General features: G+C 66.5%; 22 protein-coding genes. 10 read left to right on the top strand and 12 right to left on the bottom strand.

The genetic code is table 11. The features are described from left to right. Nucleotides 1-4 precede the first annotated feature (4 nt). The 3 genes from ASE91_RS07300 to bfr all read left to right on the top strand — a co-directional run bounded on the left by ASE91_RS07300 (nucleotide 5) and on the right by bfr (nucleotide 2,075). Complete coding sequence (locus tag ASE91_RS07300) at nucleotides 5-1,219, top strand: DUF418 domain-containing protein (RefSeq protein ID WP_056624395.1); 1,215 nt, start codon at nucleotides 5-7, stop codon at nucleotides 1,217-1,219. A 91-nt stretch (nucleotides 1,220-1,310) separates the two neighbouring features. After that, entirely contained in the window at nucleotides 1,311-1,481 is a 171-nt protein-coding gene (locus tag ASE91_RS07295) for a (2Fe-2S)-binding protein (protein ID WP_055996590.1), read from the top strand. A 102-nt stretch (nucleotides 1,482-1,583) separates the two neighbouring features. After that, nucleotides 1,584-2,075 carry a bacterioferritin gene (bfr, locus tag ASE91_RS07290; protein WP_056624393.1) on the top strand — a complete coding sequence of 164 codons (492 nt, stop codon included), beginning with the start codon at nucleotides 1,584-1,586 and terminating at the stop codon, nucleotides 2,073-2,075. A gap of 69 nt (nucleotides 2,076-2,144) precedes the next feature. On the opposite strand, the gene ASE91_RS07285 is transcribed toward bfr, so the two are convergent. Then, entirely contained in the window at nucleotides 2,145-2,552 is a 408-nt protein-coding gene (locus ASE91_RS07285) for an Hpt domain-containing protein (protein WP_235530370.1), read from the bottom strand. A gap of 104 nt (nucleotides 2,553-2,656) precedes the next feature. Continuing rightward, complete coding sequence (locus tag ASE91_RS07280; protein WP_056624382.1) at nucleotides 2,657-3,931, bottom strand: NupC/NupG family nucleoside CNT transporter; 1,275 nt, start codon at nucleotides 3,929-3,931, stop codon at nucleotides 2,657-2,659. 131 nt (nucleotides 3,932-4,062) lie between these two features. Between ASE91_RS07280 and ASE91_RS07275 the strand changes: the two genes are divergently transcribed. From ASE91_RS07275 to ASE91_RS07265, 3 genes are all read left to right on the top strand, one after another. After that, a complete protein-coding gene (locus ASE91_RS07275) occupies nucleotides 4,063-4,734 on the top strand; it encodes a queuosine precursor transporter (RefSeq protein WP_200911212.1) in 672 nt (223 codons plus the stop codon). 284 nt (nucleotides 4,735-5,018) lie between these two features. Then, the gene (argB, locus tag ASE91_RS07270; protein ID WP_055996602.1) at nucleotides 5,019-5,915 is read left to right on the top strand and encodes an acetylglutamate kinase; all 897 of its coding nucleotides are present in this window, start codon (nucleotides 5,019-5,021) and stop codon (nucleotides 5,913-5,915) included. A 95-nt stretch (nucleotides 5,916-6,010) separates the two neighbouring features. After that, nucleotides 6,011-6,313 (top strand): YggT family protein, encoded by a 303-nt coding sequence (locus ASE91_RS07265; protein WP_055996605.1) that lies wholly within the window; start codon nucleotides 6,011-6,013, stop codon nucleotides 6,311-6,313. Here the strand turns inward: ASE91_RS07265 and ASE91_RS07260 are convergent. The 3 genes from ASE91_RS07260 to ASE91_RS07250 all read right to left on the bottom strand — a co-directional run bounded on the left by ASE91_RS07260 (nucleotide 6,310) and on the right by ASE91_RS07250 (nucleotide 7,859). Next, on the bottom strand, nucleotides 6,310-6,510 hold the full coding sequence (locus ASE91_RS07260; RefSeq protein WP_056624379.1) for a helix-turn-helix transcriptional regulator: 201 nt from the start codon (nucleotides 6,508-6,510) through the stop codon (nucleotides 6,310-6,312). The genes ASE91_RS07265 and ASE91_RS07260 overlap by 4 nt on opposite strands. Further along, nucleotides 6,507-6,926 carry a hypothetical protein gene (locus ASE91_RS07255; RefSeq protein ID WP_056624375.1) on the bottom strand — a complete coding sequence of 140 codons (420 nt, stop codon included), beginning with the start codon at nucleotides 6,924-6,926 and terminating at the stop codon, nucleotides 6,507-6,509. Before ASE91_RS07255 ends, ASE91_RS07260 begins: the two co-directional genes overlap by 4 nt. A gap of 63 nt (nucleotides 6,927-6,989) precedes the next feature. Then, nucleotides 6,990-7,859, bottom strand: a complete 870-nt coding sequence (locus ASE91_RS07250; RefSeq protein ID WP_056624370.1) for a 3-hydroxyacyl-CoA dehydrogenase NAD-binding domain-containing protein — start codon at nucleotides 7,857-7,859, stop codon at nucleotides 6,990-6,992. An 87-nt stretch (nucleotides 7,860-7,946) separates the two neighbouring features. On the opposite strand from ASE91_RS07250, the gene ASE91_RS07245 reads away from it, so the two are divergent. Continuing rightward, complete coding sequence (locus tag ASE91_RS07245; RefSeq protein ID WP_056624368.1) at nucleotides 7,947-9,008, top strand: DUF1176 domain-containing protein; 1,062 nt, start codon at nucleotides 7,947-7,949, stop codon at nucleotides 9,006-9,008. Between the two features lie 80 nt (nucleotides 9,009-9,088). Here ASE91_RS07245 and ASE91_RS07240 read toward each other — a convergent pair whose 3' ends face one another. The 6 genes from ASE91_RS07240 to gluQRS are packed head-to-tail and all read right to left on the bottom strand — an operon-like array spanning nucleotide 9,089 to nucleotide 13,857. Continuing rightward, nucleotides 9,089-9,916, bottom strand: a complete 828-nt coding sequence (locus ASE91_RS07240) for an endonuclease/exonuclease/phosphatase family protein (protein WP_235530369.1) — start codon at nucleotides 9,914-9,916, stop codon at nucleotides 9,089-9,091. Further along, nucleotides 9,913-10,884, bottom strand: a complete 972-nt coding sequence (gene egtD / locus ASE91_RS07235; RefSeq protein WP_056501652.1) for an L-histidine N(alpha)-methyltransferase — start codon at nucleotides 10,882-10,884, stop codon at nucleotides 9,913-9,915. Before egtD ends, ASE91_RS07240 begins: the two co-directional genes overlap by 4 nt. Continuing rightward, nucleotides 10,884-12,140, bottom strand: coding sequence for an ergothioneine biosynthesis protein EgtB (gene egtB / locus ASE91_RS07230; protein ID WP_056624365.1), 1,257 nt, complete (start codon nucleotides 12,138-12,140; stop codon nucleotides 10,884-10,886). The genes egtD and egtB overlap by 1 nt, the downstream gene beginning before the upstream one ends. Nucleotides 12,141-12,149: 9 nt before the next feature. Further along, nucleotides 12,150-12,716 carry a cob(I)yrinic acid a,c-diamide adenosyltransferase gene (locus ASE91_RS07225; RefSeq protein ID WP_056624362.1) on the bottom strand — a complete coding sequence of 189 codons (567 nt, stop codon included), beginning with the start codon at nucleotides 12,714-12,716 and terminating at the stop codon, nucleotides 12,150-12,152. A gap of 4 nt (nucleotides 12,717-12,720) precedes the next feature. Continuing rightward, nucleotides 12,721-12,948, bottom strand: a complete 228-nt coding sequence (locus ASE91_RS07220; RefSeq protein WP_055996626.1) for a twin transmembrane helix small protein — start codon at nucleotides 12,946-12,948, stop codon at nucleotides 12,721-12,723. Nucleotides 12,949-12,957: 9 nt separating this feature from the next. Beyond that, nucleotides 12,958-13,857 (bottom strand): tRNA glutamyl-Q(34) synthetase GluQRS, encoded by a 900-nt coding sequence (gene gluQRS / locus ASE91_RS07215; RefSeq protein ID WP_056624659.1) that lies wholly within the window; start codon nucleotides 13,855-13,857, stop codon nucleotides 12,958-12,960. Nucleotides 13,858-13,913: 56 nt separating this feature from the next. Here gluQRS and ASE91_RS07210 point away from each other — a divergent pair, with 56 nt between their 5' ends. Then, nucleotides 13,914-14,480, top strand: a complete 567-nt coding sequence (locus ASE91_RS07210; protein ID WP_055996628.1) for an HNH endonuclease — start codon at nucleotides 13,914-13,916, stop codon at nucleotides 14,478-14,480. Continuing rightward, the gene (locus ASE91_RS07205) at nucleotides 14,477-14,914 is read left to right on the top strand and encodes a DUF3291 domain-containing protein (RefSeq protein WP_156357718.1); all 438 of its coding nucleotides are present in this window, start codon (nucleotides 14,477-14,479) and stop codon (nucleotides 14,912-14,914) included. The genes ASE91_RS07210 and ASE91_RS07205 overlap by 4 nt, the downstream gene beginning before the upstream one ends. 120 nt (nucleotides 14,915-15,034) lie before the next feature. Here the strand turns inward: ASE91_RS07205 and ASE91_RS07200 are convergent, their stop codons facing one another. Continuing rightward, nucleotides 15,035-15,397, bottom strand: a complete 363-nt coding sequence (locus tag ASE91_RS07200) for a hypothetical protein (protein ID WP_056624357.1) — start codon at nucleotides 15,395-15,397, stop codon at nucleotides 15,035-15,037. A gap of 136 nt (nucleotides 15,398-15,533) precedes the next feature. Between ASE91_RS07200 and ASE91_RS07195 the strand changes: the two genes are divergently transcribed. After that, the gene (locus ASE91_RS07195; protein ID WP_082453880.1) at nucleotides 15,534-17,705 is read left to right on the top strand and encodes a transglycosylase domain-containing protein; all 2,172 of its coding nucleotides are present in this window, start codon (nucleotides 15,534-15,536) and stop codon (nucleotides 17,703-17,705) included. Nucleotides 17,706-17,780: the final 75 nt, after the last annotated feature.

Genomic DNA, 17,780 nt, shown 5'->3' with positions numbered 1-17,780 from the left:
GCCCATGGGCCGTATCGCGACGATCGATACGGTCCGGGGCGTCGCCGTCATGGGGATCCTGTTCCTCAACATCCTCGCCTTCGCCCTGCCCGAAGCGGCTTATATCAGCCCGCGCGCCTATGGCCTGAACGGCGCGGCCGACCGCGTCGCCTATTACGCCGTACTGATCCTGTTCGACGGCAAGATGCGCGGACTGTTCTCGTTCCTGTTCGGCGCGTCGCTGCTGCTGGTCACCGACCGGGCGGAGGCCGCCGGGCGCGATCCGGCGGCGGTTCACTACGCGCGTATGGGCTGGTTGTTCGTACTCGGCCTCACCCATGCCGCCCTGCTCTGGCGTGGCGACATCCTCGCCCATTATGCGTTGATCGGGTCGGCTGCCTATGCGTTCCGCTCGCTCGGCCCCGGACGGCTGCTGGCGTTCGGTATCGCCTTCGCGCTGATCGATGCGCTGCTCATCGGCTCGATCCCGCTCGCCTATCTGTCGATACGGGCGAGTGATGGCGCGAAGGCCGTGCAGAACCTGCGCGATTTCCAGGACGCGTTCGGCGTCCCCGCCCCCGCCGTCCTTGCACGGGAGTTTGCCGTGTACCGGGGAAGCTATGCCGGAATCCTCGCCCACAATCTGGCGGAGATCGCCGAAAGCCTCAGCAACACGCTGATCATCGGCTTCGAAACCATTGCCTATATGCTGTTCGGCATGGCTGCGCTGCGCAGCGGGATGCTCGACGGCCGCTGGTCGCGTCGCCGGCTGTGGCGATGGGCGATCGGCGGGACGGGCATCGGCCTGCTCGGCTATGGGGCGATCGCGGTCTGGATGGCGTCGCGCGACCTCGACGTGCTGGCCATCGTCGCCGGGCCGATCGCGCTGGCCACCCCGGTCCGCGCGATCATGATCCCCGGCTGGGCGGCCACGATCGTGCTGCTGGCCGCCGGCGGCGGTCCCATCGCGCGCCGATTCGCCGCTGCCGGGCGGATGGCGCTCAGCAACTATCTCGCCACCAGCATCGTCATGTGTTTCGTCTTCTACGGATGGGGCCTCGGCCAGTTCGGCCACTGGTCGCGCGCGTCGCTCTATCTACCGGTGTTCGCGATGTGCGCCGCGATGCTGCTCTGGTCGCCATGGTGGCTGGCCCGCTGTCGCTACGGGCCGTTCGAATGGCTGTGGCGGTCACTCGCACGCCGGCAATGGCAACCGATGCGCAGTTCGTCGACGACCTGAACACGACGAATTGATGCGAATGATCCGCAATAATTGTTGCGAACGATTTTCACTACCAGTATGAACCGACCCAACGGAGCGAGGGTCGAACATGGTCGTATGCGTCTGCAATGCCATTCGGGAACGCGATGTGCGCGAGGCTGCGCGCGGTGGCGCGAACAGCGCCTGCCAGGCGTATCGCGCGCTGGGATGTCAGGCGAAATGCGGTCAATGCGTGCCGTTCGCGCGAGCCATTATCGACGCGGAGCGCGCGGCTGCGTAGCGTTCGCAGCTATCGAAATCGGCGGAAATCAGCCACGTTGATGCTGTCCCTGTCGCGTCAAACCGCGTAGACGCCGTCCATCACAGGATAAGGACGAACGACGTGAAGGGCGACGCAAAGGTCATCGAATTTCTCAACGAGGCGCTCCGGAACGAGCTGACCGCGGTCAACCAATATTGGCTGCACTATCGCCTGCTCGACCATTGGGGCGTCTACAAGCTCGCCCAGTTCGAACGCCACGAATCGATCGACGAGATGAAGCATGCCGACCGTCTGGCGGAGCGTATCCTGTTCCTCGACGGCCTGCCCAACTTCCAGCTGCTCGGTCGCCTGCGCGTCGGTGAAACGGTCGAGGAGATCCTCAAGGCCGATCTCGCGATCGAAGTCGAAGCGGTCGCGCAGCTGCGCGATGCGGTCGCCTATTGCGAGAGCATCCGCGATTTCGTCAGCCGCGATCTGTTCGCGGAAATCCTGATGAACGAGGAAGAGCATGTCGACACGCTCGAAACCCAGTTCGAGATGATCGAGCGGATGGGCATCCAGAACTACATTCAGCTCAACGCCAAATCGGAATACGACAAGCACGGGCTGTAACGCCGATGGCCGGCCGCGCATCGTCGCGGTCGGCTTTTTCGAAACAACGGACGGTCGGAAACGCCGTTCTTACAGTGCGACCGGCCGCTTGCCGAACCCGGTCGACTTGCGCTGCGCCAGCGGGTTGCTGTCGCGGTCTAGCGACGCCAGCGTCGCCTGAAACGTCGGGCGCAGCCGCGCGACATGCTCCAGCGCTTCGGTCGGCTTGTCATGCGTCTCGACGCATTTGCGGGCGATCAGCTCGATGCCCTCCGCCATATCGGCCAGCGTCTCCGCGCCGAACTGCCGCGACTCACCCTTCAGCGTATGCGCCGGCAGGACCATCGCCACCGCATTCTGTTCGCGCATCGCCTGTTCGATCGCCAGCAGCGACTTCAGCCCATCCTCGCGGAAGTATCCGAGAATGCGGATGAAATTCGCGCCCAGTTCCGCCCGCGTCTGCGTCAGTACCCGCTGATCGATCAGTCCGTCGTTCATGGCCATCCCCGTCACCCAAGTCGCACGCCGTGTCCGGCATGGACGAGCACCCGTATTGAAATGGCGTAAACAGACGGTTGACGGGCCGGGTCACCGCCGCTTTTTCAAGCCAGTAACAGCCCCGCAAGCGCCGCCGACATGAGGTTCGCCAGACTGCCCGCGATCAGCGCGCGGATGCCCAGCCGCGCGATCATCGGCCGCTGATTGGGGGCAAGGCTGCCGGTCACCGCCATCTGGATCGCGATCGACGAGAAATTGGCGAAGCCACACAGGGCGAAGGTGATGATCGCGATCGTCCGCATCGACAATTGTCCGCCGGCTTCCCCGAGCGAGATATAGGCGACGAATTCGTTCAGCACGACCTTCTGCCCGAACAACCCGCCCGCGATCCCTGCTTCGTTCCACGGCACGTTCAGCATGAACATCAGCGGCGCGAAGACATAGCCGAGCAACCGCTGGAAGCTGAGGTCGGCGATCCCGAACCAGTTGCCGATCCCGCCGAGCAGGCCGTTGGCCAGTGCCACCAGCGCGACGAACGCCAGCACCATCGCGCCGACCGCCACCGCCAGCTTCACGCCGGTCTGCGCACCCTGCGCCGCCGCCATGATGATGTTGGCCGGACGTTCCTCGTCATGCGTCGCCTCTGCCAGCGCGATCGAATCCGCCTCGCGCCCGATACGGTCGGCATCGCCCAGCGGCAATTCCCCGGCGGGTGGCTCGGGCGTGTCGGGCATGATGATCTTGGCCATCAGGATGCCGCCCGGTGCCGCCATGAAGCTGGCCGCCAGCAGGAAATCGATGCGGATGCCCATCGATGCGTACGCCGCCAAAATCGTGCCGGCGACGCCCGCCATGCCGCTGGTCATCACCGTGAACAGCTGCGCCGGGGTCAGACCTGCCAGATAGGGCCGGATCACCAGCGGCGATTCGCTCTGTCCGACGAAGATATTGGCGGCAGCGCACAGCGATTCGACCTTGCTGACGCCGATCACCTTTTCGATGCCGCCGCCGATCCAGCGAACCACCAGCTGCATGATGCCGAGATAATAGAGGATCGACACCAGCGACGCGAAGAAGATGATGACCGGCAAGGCGGCGATGGCGAAGCTCGTCCCGCCGATTTCCGGACGCGCCAGCGGGCCGAACAGGAACGACGTGCCGGCATTGGCATAGGCGAGCAGGTTGGCGACGCCCCCCGACAGGAACCCCAGCACGCCCTTCCCCCATGGCGTGTAGAGCACCAGTACCGCGATCCCCACCTGCAACGCGAACGCCGCGCCGACCACGCGCAACCGGATCGCGCGGCGGTTGGTCGATAACGCAAAGGCGATGCCGAGGATCACGACGATGCCGGCGATGCCGATGAGGAAACGTGTCATGTAAGCGAAGTACCCTGCCCCGCCGCCCGCCCGGACGGCCCCAAACCGTCGCGATATGCCATGCCGGTGTCGCGGGGGCCAGCGGTGACAAACGCTTTTGCCATCGGCGGTTTTCGGGACTAGCAAGGGCCATGACGACACCTGCAACGACGATAGCTGCAACGCCCGCGCCGGCGACGATCACCATGCCCCGCGCGCTGTTCATCTTTTCGATCTTCTACGGCGGCATGGTCTGCATCGCCGGCGTGCTCGGCAACAAACAGGTCGCGATCGGCCCGCTGGCGGTGGAGGCGGGCATCTTCGCCTTCCTGCTGCTGGTCGTGGTGTCGAGCGCGGTCGCCGAACTGTACGGCGCGTCGCGTGCCAAGCATCTGGTCTGGTTCGGGTTCCTGCCGCTGCTGGCGTCGATGCTGCTGGTCGCGATCGTCCTCGAATTGCCCGCCGCCCCCAGCATGGAGGCTGACCGGCTCGCCGCCTTCGACCTCGTCATGCGCTCCAACCTGCGCATCTGGATGGCGGGCATCGTCGCGTACGGCGTGTCGCAGACGCTGAACGTCACCATCTTCGGCTGGCTGAAGCGGGGGCAGGGCAAGCTGCTCTGGCTGCGCGCGGCGATCGCCAGCGTCCTGTCGCAGATCGTCGACACGCTGATCTTCATCTCGGTCGCCTTTTACGGCGTATTTCCGATCGGGCAGCTGGTCGTCGGGCAGATGCTGGCCAAGGTCACGTTGTCGATCGTCCTCGTCCCGCCGCTGATCTACGCGTTCGTCGCATTGGGGCGGCGGTTGGATCGGGCGAGGTAAGCAGGATTCGGTTTCACGCGAAGGCGCGGAGACGCGGAGAAGAAGAATTTGATCGCGCAGAGCCGCGAAGGCGCAGAGAGGGCGTGCTCGCCGCGACAGCGGCTTCCTTCATCGGGCTCAGCGGGAGAGAGGCTTCGCCGGTCAGAGAGCGGTCGGAGCGGTCGCAACCCCTCCGCGCCTCTGCGCCTCTGCGCGAAAAGGCCCTTTCTCTTTCTCCGCGCCTTCGCGCCTTCGCGTGAACCCAATTCTTTCTTCTTGAACGACACCCCGCTAAAGGCGCGGTCATGACCCACGCTCCCGATCCGAAGATGCTCGCCAAGGCGGAAACGCTGACCGAGGCGCTGCCGTATCTGCAACGATATGCCGGGCGCACCTTCGTGGTGAAATATGGCGGACACGCGATGGGCGATCCCGAACTGGCGCGCGATTTCGCCGAGGACGTGGTGCTGCTGAAGCAGGTCGGCATCAATCCGGTCGTCGTCCATGGCGGCGGCCCGCAGATCGGGGCGATGCTCAAGCGGCTCGGCGTCGAATCACGCTTCGTCGATGGCCTGCGGGTCACCGATGCGGCGACCGCCGAGGTCGCGGAAATGGTGCTGGCGGGCAAGATCAACAAGGAAATCGTCGCGTGGATCGCGCAGGCCGGCGGCAAGGCGGTCGGCATTTCCGGCAAGGACGCCCGGCTGGTCACCGCCGAAAAGGTCGGACGCAGCGAACCCGATCGGTCGCAGGGGATCGAGCGCCATGTCGATCTGGGCTTCGTCGGCACGCCGGTCGCGGTCGACCCGACCATCCTCCACAGCCTCGCGCGCGACGGGTTCATCCCGGTCGTCGCACCGGTCGCGCTGGGGGCCGATGGCGAGACCTACAACATCAACGCCGACACCATGGCGGGTGCCATTGCGGGCGCGATGGGCGCGTCGCGCTTCTTCCTGCTGACCGATGTCGCGGGCGTGCTCGACAAGACCGGCGAATTGCTGAGCGACCTCAACCCCGCCCGCATCGCCGAGCTGAAGGCCGACGGCACGATCAAGGGCGGGATGATCCCGAAGGTCGAGACCTGCGTCAACGCGGTCGCGCAGGGCGTCGATGCCGCCGTCATCCTCGACGGGCGCGTGCCGCACGCCATGCTGCTCGAAATCTTTACCGAACAGGGTGCAGGAACGCTGGTCCGCGCCTGAAACGGGACCGGATCGCGCCGCGATCCGACCGCTGAAGGCTTGGAGCCGGGCGCGCGCGTCCCTATAGTCGAGAACCATTCGCGAAAGGCCAAGCGTTGAACGTCCTGCTCGATATCATTCAGGTGCTGCTGAACGTTCTGTGGTGGATCATCGTCGTGCAGGCGATCCTGTCGATCCTGATCTCGTTCAACGTCATCAACACCCATAACGACTTCATCCGCTCGCTGTATCGCGGGCTGATGACCGCGACCGAGCCGGTCTATCGCCCGATCCGGAAGATCCTTCCCGATTTCGGCGCGCTCGACTTCGCGCCGTTCGTGGTGCTGGTGCTGATCGGCATCCTGCAGGGCATCGTCCTGCCGGCGATCGGTCGCGCGACGCAGGGCACCTTCATCTAATTTTGGCTCGGGCTGACGAAGACCGCCTCGATCGGCAGCCCGAACAGTTCGGCGATCCGGAACGCCAGCGGCAGCGACGGGTCGTAGCGGCCCGTCTCGATCGCGTTGACGCTCTGCCGCGACACGTCGAGTCGCTCGGCCAGATGCTGTTGCGACCAGCCCCGCTCGGCGCGCAGCGCCTTCAGGTGATTGTTCATTCCGCGGGGCTCGTAAACCGGTCATGCAGCGCCATGGCGCACTGGCTGATCCCCATCGCACCGCACCAGAAGGGGAAGGCGAGGAACGTCGGCGGATGGCCGACCACGCCGTGGTTTTCGAGGGATCCCCACACCGTTGTCGCGGCGAGCAGGATGCCGGTGCCACCCAGCATCGCCATGACGAGGCGGTTGCGGACGAACTCGTCGCGTTCCTCACACAGATACATTCCCATGACGATCATCACCCCGACCAGCCGGATCGCGGGCAGCACCGACATTACCCCCAGCGTCGCGCCCGAGATACTGACGCCCCGCTGCGCCGCGTTCACCCCGATCAGAATGATCGCGTAGGAAACCATCAACGGCATGAGCCGGATCAGGTAGCGCCGCTGGGCTGGATTGCGTTTATTCACCATGAGCGTCCTCCACTATTGTGAAGGACGCTTTACATGACAAGCTCGCTTTACGTCAAGCGTCCTTTACCTCGTCGGCACCGGTTCCTCGCCCGAATAATCGTAGAAGCCGCGCTTCACCTTCCGCCCGTACCAGCCGGCCTCGACATATTTGACCAGCAGCGGCGCGGGCCGGAACTTGGGATCGCCGGTCCCCTCGAACAGCACGCGCGTGATTTCCAGACAGGTGTCGAGCCCGATGAAATCGGCCAGCGTGAACGGCCCCATCGGGTGGTTGAGCCCCAGCTGGCACGCCGCATCGATATCCGAAATCGTCGCCACGCCCTCACCCAGCGCAAAGCACGCCTCGTTCAGCATCGGCATCAACACGCGGTTGACGATGAAACCCGGCGCGTCATTGGCATGGACGATCCGCTTGTTCAGGCTCTGCCCGAACGCCTCGACCGCCGCGACCGTCGCGTCGCTGGTGGCAAGGCCGCGGATCAGCTCGATCAGGCCCATGACCGGCACCGGGTTGAAGAAATGCACCCCCATGAACCGCGCCGGATCGGGCGCGGCCTGCGCCAGCCGGGTGATCGGGATCGACGACGTGTTACTCGCGAGGATCGCCGTGTCCGACAGCGCCTTGCCGACGCTCTCGAAAATCTGCCGCTTCACCGCTTCACGCTCGGTCGCCGCCTCGATCACCAGATCGCACGGTCCCATCGCGGCCAGATCGCCGATCGGCTCGATCTGGCCGAGCGCGGCATCGGCATCGTCCTGTGCGATCTTTTCCTTGGCAACCGCCCGCGCCAGTTGCCTGGCGATGCCGTCCTTACCGGCCTGCGCGCGGTCGGCCGATACGTCCGACAGCAGCACGCGATAGCCCGCCTGCGCCGCGACCTGAGCGATCCCCGCCCCCATCTGGCCCGCGCCGATCACGCCAATCGTCTTCATCCTGAACGTCCTCTCGTTACGACTTTCGCGTCCTGAACGCGGGAATAGCGGGTTTCGGTCAGCCGTCCATGCCGGTATCGCACGCCCATGCGCCGTTTCCTGCCCCTTGCCCTGCCGCTGCTGCTCCCCGCCTGTAACGCCGGCGCGCCGACGCCGGAACCGACGCCCGCGCCGACCGAGTCGCCCGCACCGCCGACCGACACCGCCGCCCGGCCCAAGCCATTGCCGCTGAAGACCTTTGGCGACTGGGCGGCGGGCTGCGACAATGGTGCCACCTGTCAGGCGGGATCGCTGGTCCCCGACGACAGCACCCCGCCAGCACTGACGCTGTCGATCGAGCGCGCCGCCGGTCCCGACGGCAGCGTCACGATCCGCCTGCGCGGCGAAGCCCCCGCTTTGCCGCTCACCGCCCAAGTCGATGGCGAAGCAGTCGCGCGCGGCGGGACGGCGCACGACGATACGACCGAACTGACCGGTGAACCCGCCCTGGCCCTCGCCCGCAAACTGGCGAATGGCGGCACGGTCACCATCGTCGACGCCGCCGGCCGGGCGCTCGCCACCCTCCCGCTGAAGGGTGCCGCCGCCGCCCTGCGCTGGATCGACGCGCAACAGGGGCGCGACGGCACCACCGGCGCACTGGTCGCCCGGGGTCCACGTCCCGATACCCGCCCCGCCCCCGCGCTCCCGGGCGTCCGCGCGCCGGTAATCCGGGGCGAATCGGCATTGCTCGACCCGCTGCTGGTCACCCAGATGCGCGCGGCGGCGAAGTGCGATACCGACGACCTGCCCGACGCGACGACCAAACCGCTCGGCGACGGGCAGACGCTGGCGATCGTGCCCTGCACGGTCGGTGCCTATAACGTGCTGTCGGCGCTGTCCGTGGTGACGCGCGGGGCAGCGGTCGCGGCGACCTTCGACGCGCCGCCGGCCGGCGACGCGCCCGACGAACAGTCGCTGGTCTTCAATGCCGTCTTTGCCGACGGCATCCTTACCGCCGACGCGCTCGCGCGCGGTCTCGGCGACTGCGGCGTCAAGCAGCGTTACGCATGGGACGGTAGCCGTTTCCGCCTGATCGAACAGCGCGAGATGGAGCAATGCCGTGGCAATATCGACTATATCCGCACCTGGACCGCACGGCTGATCCGTTAACGAACACCCTCTCCTGCTGAGACAGGAGGGAGCGTCGCACCCGCGGAAGGGTGAGGGTGAACTGGCCCGAACGGAAGCCCCTACCGCGCCAACGTCACCACCACCGGATAATGATCCGACGGAAACACGTCACCCCGCCGCGTATCGATCGTCGTCGCCCGCTTCACCGCGAACCCCCGCGTGAAAATCCAGTCGATGCGGCGATCGGGCTTGCCGGTAAAGCCATGGAACGTCGCCTCGGGACCGGTCCGTACCGGTGCCGCGACCCACGCATCGCGCAACGCCTGCGCCATCCGGCGATAGGTCGGGGTGTCGGGCACGGTGTTGAAGTCGCCGGTCACCACCACCGGCAAATCCCCGGCGATCGCCGGGATTTGCGCCGCCAGCAACGCCGCGCCCTTCTCGCGCGCTGCCTCATCCTCGGCACGATAGGGCAGATGCGTGTTGAACATCGCGAAGCGTGTGCCGTCCTTCTCGCGAAACACCGCCCATGTCACCATACGCGGCAGCGGGTGGCCCCAACTGATGCTGCCCGGCACTCCGGGCGTATCGGACAGCCAGAAATTGCCCCAGCGTTCCAACTGCAACCGGTCGGCGCGATAGAAGATGCCCATATGCTCGTCATCGGGGCTTCCGGCGCCGCTGCGCCCGACCCCGATCCAGCGATAGCGCGGCAGGCGCGCGACGATATCGTCCCCCTGCCGTTTGAACAATTCCTGCGTCCCGATCACGTCCGGGCTGGCGCGGCGGATCGTCGCGGCGGTCAGATCGCGGCGCAATTCCCATCGGTTCGCGCCGTCGTCGGGGGACGGCAGCCGGATGTTGAGGCTCATGACCGTCAAGTCGCGGGCCGATGCCGGCGCGACGACCGTCAGCATCGCCAGCAATGCCGCAACAACGCGGATCACGGCGCGATCGGCATTGCCCTTGCTTCGGCGAGGATCACGCAGAACGTGCCGTCGCCACACCATTGTTGTACCGGAGTCCATCCACCGCTGCGTAGCAAAAGCCGGGCGTCGCGGTCGCCATATTTATGGCTGTTCTCGGTGTGGATCGTCTCGCCCGCCTGCATCGCGAACGAACGGCCATCGACCGTGAAGGACACGTCGCGCGTCGCGCGCAGATGCATCTCGATCCGGGCGGCATCGTCGTTCCAGCGGGCTTCGTGCGCGAACGCCTCGACCGGGATCGTCCCCGCCAGCTCGCGGTTGATCCGGTCGAGCAGGTTCAGGTTGAACGCCGCCGTCACCCCCGCCGCGTCGTCATAGGCGGCGACCAGCGTGCCCTGGTCCTTGATCCGGTCGATGCCGATCAACAGCATCGCCCCCTCACCCAGCCAGTCGCGCATCGCCCGCAGCAACGTGCCGGCGGCGAGCGGCTCCATATTGCCGATCGTCGATCCCGGAAAGAATCCCAGCTTCGGCATGTCCGCCACTTGCGGCGGAAGCGGCACGGGATGCATGAAATCAGCCTCAACCGGCAGCACCGGCAATCCGGGGAATTGGCTGGCAAGCACCGCTGACGACGAACGCAAGAAATCGCCCGAAATATCGATCGGGACATAGGCGGCGGGTTCGATGCAGTTGAGCACGATCGGCGTCTTCACCGACGACCCCGATCCGAACTCGACCACCGCCACGCCTTCGCCGACCGCCCCGACCAGTTCGGGGCAGATCGTCTTCAGGATCGCCGTTTCCGCGCGCGTCGGATAATATTCGGGCAGCGCGGTGATGTCCTCGAACAGTTCCGACCCCTTGCGGTCATAGAACCAGCGCGCCGGAATCGCCTTTTGCCCGAGCGTCAGCCCAGCCAGCACATCGGCACGAAAGGCGGGATCGGCGCGGGTCGCCATCGGCACATCATCGCTACGCAGCATCACAGGTCCTTTGCGAGCCGGACGCCGGTGAATTGCCAGCGCTGGTGAGGGTAGAAGAAATTGCGGTAGCTGGCGCGCGCATGGCCGCGCGGCGTGGCGCAAGAGCTCCCACGCAACACGAACTGCCCGCTCATGAACTTGCCGTTATATTCGCCGACCGCGCCATCGACCGTGCGAAAGCGCGGATAGGGGCGATAGGCGCTGCCGGTCCATTGCCACACGTCCCCGAAAAAGGCCGGTCCACCGGTCGACGGGCGCGGTTCGACGGCATGGGCATGATCCAGCTGGTTGCCGCCCGCCGGGTCATGAGCGGCGGCGGCCGCCTCCCATTCGAACTCGGTCGGCAGTCGCGCCCCGGCCCACGTCGCATAGGCGTCGGCCTCGAAGAAGCTGACATGCGTAACCGGCGCGGCCGGATCGATCGCGCGCCGTCCATCAAGACCGAAGCGGGTCCAGACCTCGCCCTTGCGCTCCCAATACAGCGGTGCCTCGATCCGGTTGGCCTGTACCCATGCCCAGCCATCGGCCAGCCACAGCCGGGCATCGGCATAGCCGCCATCAGCGATGAACGCTGCCCATTCGCCATTGGTGACGGTGCGGTCGGCGATCGCATGAGCGTGTAGCAGCACGTCGTGGCGCGGCCCTTCGCAATCGAACGCGAACCCGCTGCCGTCATGACCGACCTGTGCGATGCCGCCGCCATGCTCGATCCAGCCGGTCGGCGCCGGCATCGCCACCGGGCGCTTCGGCTCGGGCGCGAACATCGCCGGCTCCAGCGGGTTTTCGCTGAAATGATGCAGGATATCGGTCAGCAGCAATTCCTGATGCTGCTCTTCATGGTTGCAGCCGAGCGCCACCAGTTGCTGCGCTTCGTCGGGCAGATCGGGCAGCGCCGTCAGCAGTGCGGCATCGACCGCCGCGCGATAGGCGCGTACTTCGTCGAGGCTGGGACGCGTCACCATGCCGCGCCGTCCGCGCGCATGACGCCGGCCCTCGGCTTCGTAATAGCTGTTGAACAGGAACGGGAAGCGTTCGTCGTGCAGCGTGTATTTTGGCACGTGATCGCGCAGAACGAAGATCTCGAAGAACCAGGTGGTGTGCGCCAGATGCCATTTGGCGGGGGACGCATCGTCTATCGACTGCACGGTCGCGTCGGCGTCGGACAGTGGCGCGGTCAGCGCGTCGGTGAGCGCACGGACTTTGGCATATCGGGATACGAGCGCCTGGTCGGGCAGGTTGACCGGTGTCGCTCGCATCGAAAACTCCTATGCCGGCTGGTGATCCCCGCCTGGCACCCACAAAACGTCCCCGCCTCCGCTTTGGTTCACCCATCGGGCATACACGAACAGAAAATCCGACAAGCGATTGATATAGGACAATAAATTATGGTTTAGGTCCGCTCCGTACGAAGCGGTGACCACCGCTCGTTCGGCCCGCCGGACGATCGCCCGCGCCAGATGCAGTGCCGCGCCCGCTGCTGTCCCGCCGGGCAGGGTGAAGCTGGTCAGCGGCGACAGATCGGCGTTCATCCGGTCGATCGCTTCTTCCAGCGCGGTCACTTGCCCCAGCACGATGCGCAGCGCCCCGGCGATGCCCGGCGGCGTGGCAAGGTCCGCGCCGAAGTCGAACAGGTCGTTCTGTACCCTGCGCAACAGCGCGCCTTCCTCACCGGTGCCCAGCGCGACCGCCGCGACGCCGATCGCCGAATTGGCTTCGTCGACATCGCCGATCGCCTGCATCACCGCCGCGTCCTTGGCGACGCGCGATCCGTCGACCAGTCCGGTGGTCCCGGCATCGCCGGTGCGGGTGTAGATCCTGTTCAGCTTGACCACGGCGTCAGGTGCGCCCGGACAGGAACAGGAGAACGACGACGATCAGAATCGCGATCGCCTGAAACAACACCCGCGCCTGCATCATCTTGTTCGATTTCAGCGCCTGTTCGCTCGGCCCTTCGCCCCGTGCAGTGGCGGTTCCTTCGGCAAGGAACGACACGATGCCGCGGATCAGCGCGACGACGACCGCGATCATCGCCGCGATCAGCAACAGGACCAGAAAGGTGTTCATGCCATCAAGCTAAGCATTCGCCAGCGCGAATCCAGTGGGAAGTCGCCCTTCGCGCAGATCGTCGGCCAGCGCCCGCCCGTCGATGCCACCTTCGCGCAACGCCGCCAGCGTCGGTGCACCGTTGCGCTTGGCCAGCCGCTGCCCGTCGGGACCCAGCAGCAGCGGATGATGCCGCCACACGGGTACGGGCAGGTCGAGCAGCGCCTGCAACAGCCGGTGGACATGCGTCGCCGCGAACAGGTCGATGCCACGCACGACATGCGTCACCCCCTGCGCGGCGTCATCGACGGTGACCGCGAGATGATAGCTGGTCCCGGCATCCTTGCGCGCCAGCACGACATCGCCCTGCGCCAGCGGATCGGCGCGGACCCGCCCGGCGAGTTCATCGACCCAATCGAGCGGCCCCAACAGCGCCACCGCCCGCGTCATGTCGATCCGCCACGCATGCGGCTCGGCCAGCCGCGCCGCCGCGACGTCCTCGGGGATCGCCCGGCACGTTCCCGGATAAACGACACCATCGACCCCATGCGGTGCCGACGCGCTCGCCGCGACTTCGCGCGCGATATCGGCGCGGGTGCAGAAACAGGGATAGACCAGCCGCAACGCCCGCAACCGGTCGAGTGCGGCGCGGTACAGCGCCATCCGCGCCGACTGGAACACCACCTCCCCGTCCCATCGCAGCCCGAGCCACGCCAGATCGGCCAATATCCCCGCGACATGCTCGGGCCGGCTGCGCCCACCGTCGATATCTTCGATCCGCAGCAGCCACCGCCCGCCATCCCGGCGCGCGCGATCGTGCGATTCGATCGCGGCCAGTGCATGGCCGGCATGGAGTGCCCCCGTGGGACTCGGCGCAAAGCGGGTGACGACCCTGCCCGTTTGACTTTCGGCATTGCCCCGTGCTGTCATGTGCCCGTCATCGTTGCCGATCATATCGGCGACGACGTTTACGCGAGGGGGACTTCATGTACCATCCCGATCGCCTCCGCCATCCCGATGGCTGTCCCGCGCTGGTGCTCAACGCGGACTATACGCCGTTGAGCTATTATCCGCTCAGCGTCTGGCCATGGCAGACTGCGGTAAAGGCCGTGTTTCTCGACCGGGTCGACATCGTCGCCCAATATGACCGCGAAGTGTGCAGCCCGACCGCGCGCATCAAATTGCCGTCGGTCATCGCGCTCAAACAATATGTGAAGCCGTCCGAATTTCCGGCCTTCACCCGCTTCAACCTGTTCCTGCGCGACCGGTTCAGCTGCCAATATTGTGGCGCGACGCATGACCTCACCTTCGACCATGTGATTCCCCGCGCACAGGGCGGCCGGACGACGTGGGAGAACGTCGCCACTGCCTGCGCGCCGTGCAACCTGCGCAAGGGCGGGCGCACTCCGAAACAGGCGGCGATGCCGCTGCATGTCCGGCCGACCCGACCGACCAGCTGGCAGTTGCAGGAACAGGGCCGCCGCTTTCCGCCGGGCCATCTGCACGAGACATGGCACGACTGGCTCTATTGGGATGTCGAGCTCGACGCGTGACCTTCATCAGCGTCACCCGGCTGCGCATCCGCGCCGCGCGGTTTCTGCCGGCGTTCCTGATCGATACATGGCTGTCGATGCGGCAGGTCAAGCGGGCGGCGGGCTATCGGGGCGGCGCGCTGCTCGCCGATCGTGATCGCGCCTATTGGACGATGACCGCATGGGACGATGCGGCGGCGATGCGCGCCTACATGACCTCGGGCGCGCATCGCCGCGCCATGCCGAAGCTGATGCGCTGGTGCGATCAAGCCAGCATCGCCCATTGGACGCAGGACGACGACGCGTTGCCCGACTGGCACGAGGCCGATCGCCGGATGCGGGACGAAGGCCGCGTGTCGAAGGTGCACCACCCGGCAGAAGGGCATGATCCGATGACGTTCGACATACCTCGAACGACAGGCGGGATGCAGCTGATGCCGAAGCCAAACCGATGAAACCACCCGCCGTCGTCATCCCCGCGCAGGCGGGGACCCATAGGCGCAACGGCAGCGATCGAAACACGAACGGCAGCGGCTATGGATTCCCGCCTTCGCGGGAATGACGACGGCTGCGACCTACTCGCCCTTCGACGTCAGCGGCGGCGTCTGCTGGTGCTGGACCACGGTCCACACACCATGTTCGATCCAGCGATAGGTTGACGTGCAATAGGCCAGATACGCCTCGCCGCCCTTATGCGCCTCCGCCTTGTACGCGACGACGATCAGCCCTTCCTGCGGCCGGGCGACCTGCCGCTCGGTCAGCGACACCTGTTCCCAGCGCGGCGTATCCTTCACCGCCTCGATCGCCTGCTTGCCGGTAAAGACGAACGGCGGCGTCGGCAGCACCATCAGGCATTCATCGTCGATCGATTCCTCGTAATGCGCCGCGTCGGCGGTCCACAGGCTTTCCTCGAAACTCCAGATGCGATCGTCGTCCACGCCGTTTCTCCTTGGCTGTCCGGCACCTAGCGCGCGGAGGCCCAAGCGGTTCCGGCAATGGTGCACAGCGCACCCTCGCCCCGCCGCAACCGCGCTTGCCGAGGCTGTATCAGAACGGTAATACACGACCGGTATCATGGCTTATGACCCCCCGTCCCCGCCCTCCGGCCCGATCGATCCCAGCCGGATCGGGCGTCTGACGACCCCCTTGTCGGGGGACGCACTGGAACGGCGACGGCGGCTGGCCGCGTTCGACGATGCGCTGGCGGACTATGATCGCAGCTTTCCCGGCGCGGGTAGTCCGCCGCCACCCCCGCCGCCCGGCCCCGACGCACCGCAGACCGCCCGCCGCGGTCGCCCCTTACGCTGGTGGCTGCGCTGGGTCATGCGCGGCTTCGGCATCCTCATCGTCCTGCTGGTGATCGCGATCGCGTGGCTGGCATTCACTGCGCCGCTGTCGAAATCGCTCGAACCGCCCGCCCCGCCGTCGATCACGCTGCTGTCGGCCGAAGGAACCCCGATCGCCGAGCGCGGCGCGAATATCGGCAAGCCGGTCGACGCGACCAAGTTGCCCGCGCATGTCACGCAAGCCTTCATGGCGATCGAGGACCGCCGCTTCCGCACCCATTGGGGCATCGACCCGCGCGGCATCGTCCGCGCGATGTGGACCAATACCCAGGCGGGCGGCGTGCGACAGGGCGCAAGCACGATCACGCAACAGCTCGCCAAGAACGCGTTCCTTGATTCGGACCGGACAGCGGCGCGCAAGCTGCGCGAGGTGCTGATCGCCTTCTGGCTGGAGGCATGGCTGACCAAGGACGAGATTCTCTCGCGCTATCTGTCCAACGCCTATTTCGGCGACAATGCGTACGGCCTCGACGCCGCCGCCCGCCATTATTTCAGCCGCGCGCCCAGGGATCTGACCGTCGGACAGGCGGCGATGCTGGCCGGGCTGGTCAAGGCTCCCTCGCGGCTTGCCCCCACCGGCAATCTGAAGGGTGCGCGCGCCCGGCAGGCGGTCGTGGTCGGCGCGATGGAGGATGCCGGCTATCTGACCCCGTCCGAGGCGCGCCGCGTCAAACCCGCCATCCTGCGCGTCACCGACAACAGCACGCTGCCATCGGGCACCTATTTCGCCGACTGGGTGCTGCCGCAGGCGCGCGACCGGGCGGGCGGCATCGGTGCCGACCGCAAGGTCGCGACCACGCTCGAAGTCCGGATGCAGCGCGCCGCCGAACGCGCCGTCCGCAACGCCGGTCTGCGCCAGACCCAGGTCGCGATCGTCGCGATGCGGCCCGACGGCCGAGTGATCGCGATGGTCGGCGGCAAGGATTATCGCGCCAGCCCGTTCAACCGCGCGGTACAGGCGCGGCGGCAACCCGGATCGACCTTCAAGCTGTTCGTCTATCTCGCCGCCATGCGATCGGGCCTGACCCCGCAGAGCCAGGTGCTCGACGAACCGGTCACGATCGGCGAATGGAGCCCCAAGAACAGCGACGGCCGCTATCTCGGCGCAATCACCCTCGAACGCGCGTTCCAGCGGTCGAGCAACGTCGCCGCCGCGCGCCTGACCAAGGAAGTCGGCGTCAAGAACGTGATCCGTGCCGCCCGCGACCTCGGCATCTCGACACCGATCGCCAACGAAGCCTCGATCGCGCTCGGCACCTCGACCGTCTCGCTGCTCGAACTGACCAGCGCCTATGCCGCGATCGCCGCCGGCGAAGCGCCGGTCATTCCGCGCGGGCTGGCGCAACAGGACGAACCGACCTGGCTCGACCGGCTGCGCTCGACCCGCAAGACGCTGTCGCGCGAAGAGCTGGAGGGGATGCGCACCTTGCTCGCCGCGTCGATCCGGTCGGGCACCGGCATCGCAGCCAACCTGCCGGTCGAGGCGTTCGGCAAGACCGGCACGACGCAGGACAATCGCGACGCGCTGTTCGTCGGCTATGCCGGCGGGATCGTCGCGGGCGTGTGGCTCGGCAATGACGACAACAGCACCAATCCGGGGCTGGCGGGCGGCGGCCTGCCCGCGCGCATCTGGCGCGACTTCATGCGACAGGCGCTGAACCTGCGCGATCCGGTGCCGGTGGCGGCGCCCGAACCCGAACCGATCGACAATGCGATCGACGCGGTGCAGGACGTGCTCGGCATCCCCGACGAAGGGCCGATGCGGGTCGAAGGCCCCGGCTTCGACGTCTCGGTCGACCCCGACGGCCAGGTCCGCTTCGGCCCCAACGACCGCCGCCGCCGCGAGGAAGAACCGGTCCCGCCAGAGGATCGCCGGCCGCCGGAAGAGGACGAGCAATAGCCGCCGTAGGCGCGTGATCCACGATCGGCGGCGAGGCCCGAGGCACGAACCGCCGGCGCTCCCGTCATGAACGAC

This window comes from Sphingomonas sp. Leaf62 (assembly GCF_001421915.1).
Classification (GTDB): Bacteria; Pseudomonadota; Alphaproteobacteria; order Sphingomonadales; family Sphingomonadaceae; genus Sphingomonas.
The sequence above is the reverse complement of the archived record's forward strand: the minus strand, read 5'-3'. Positions and strand labels throughout refer to the sequence as shown.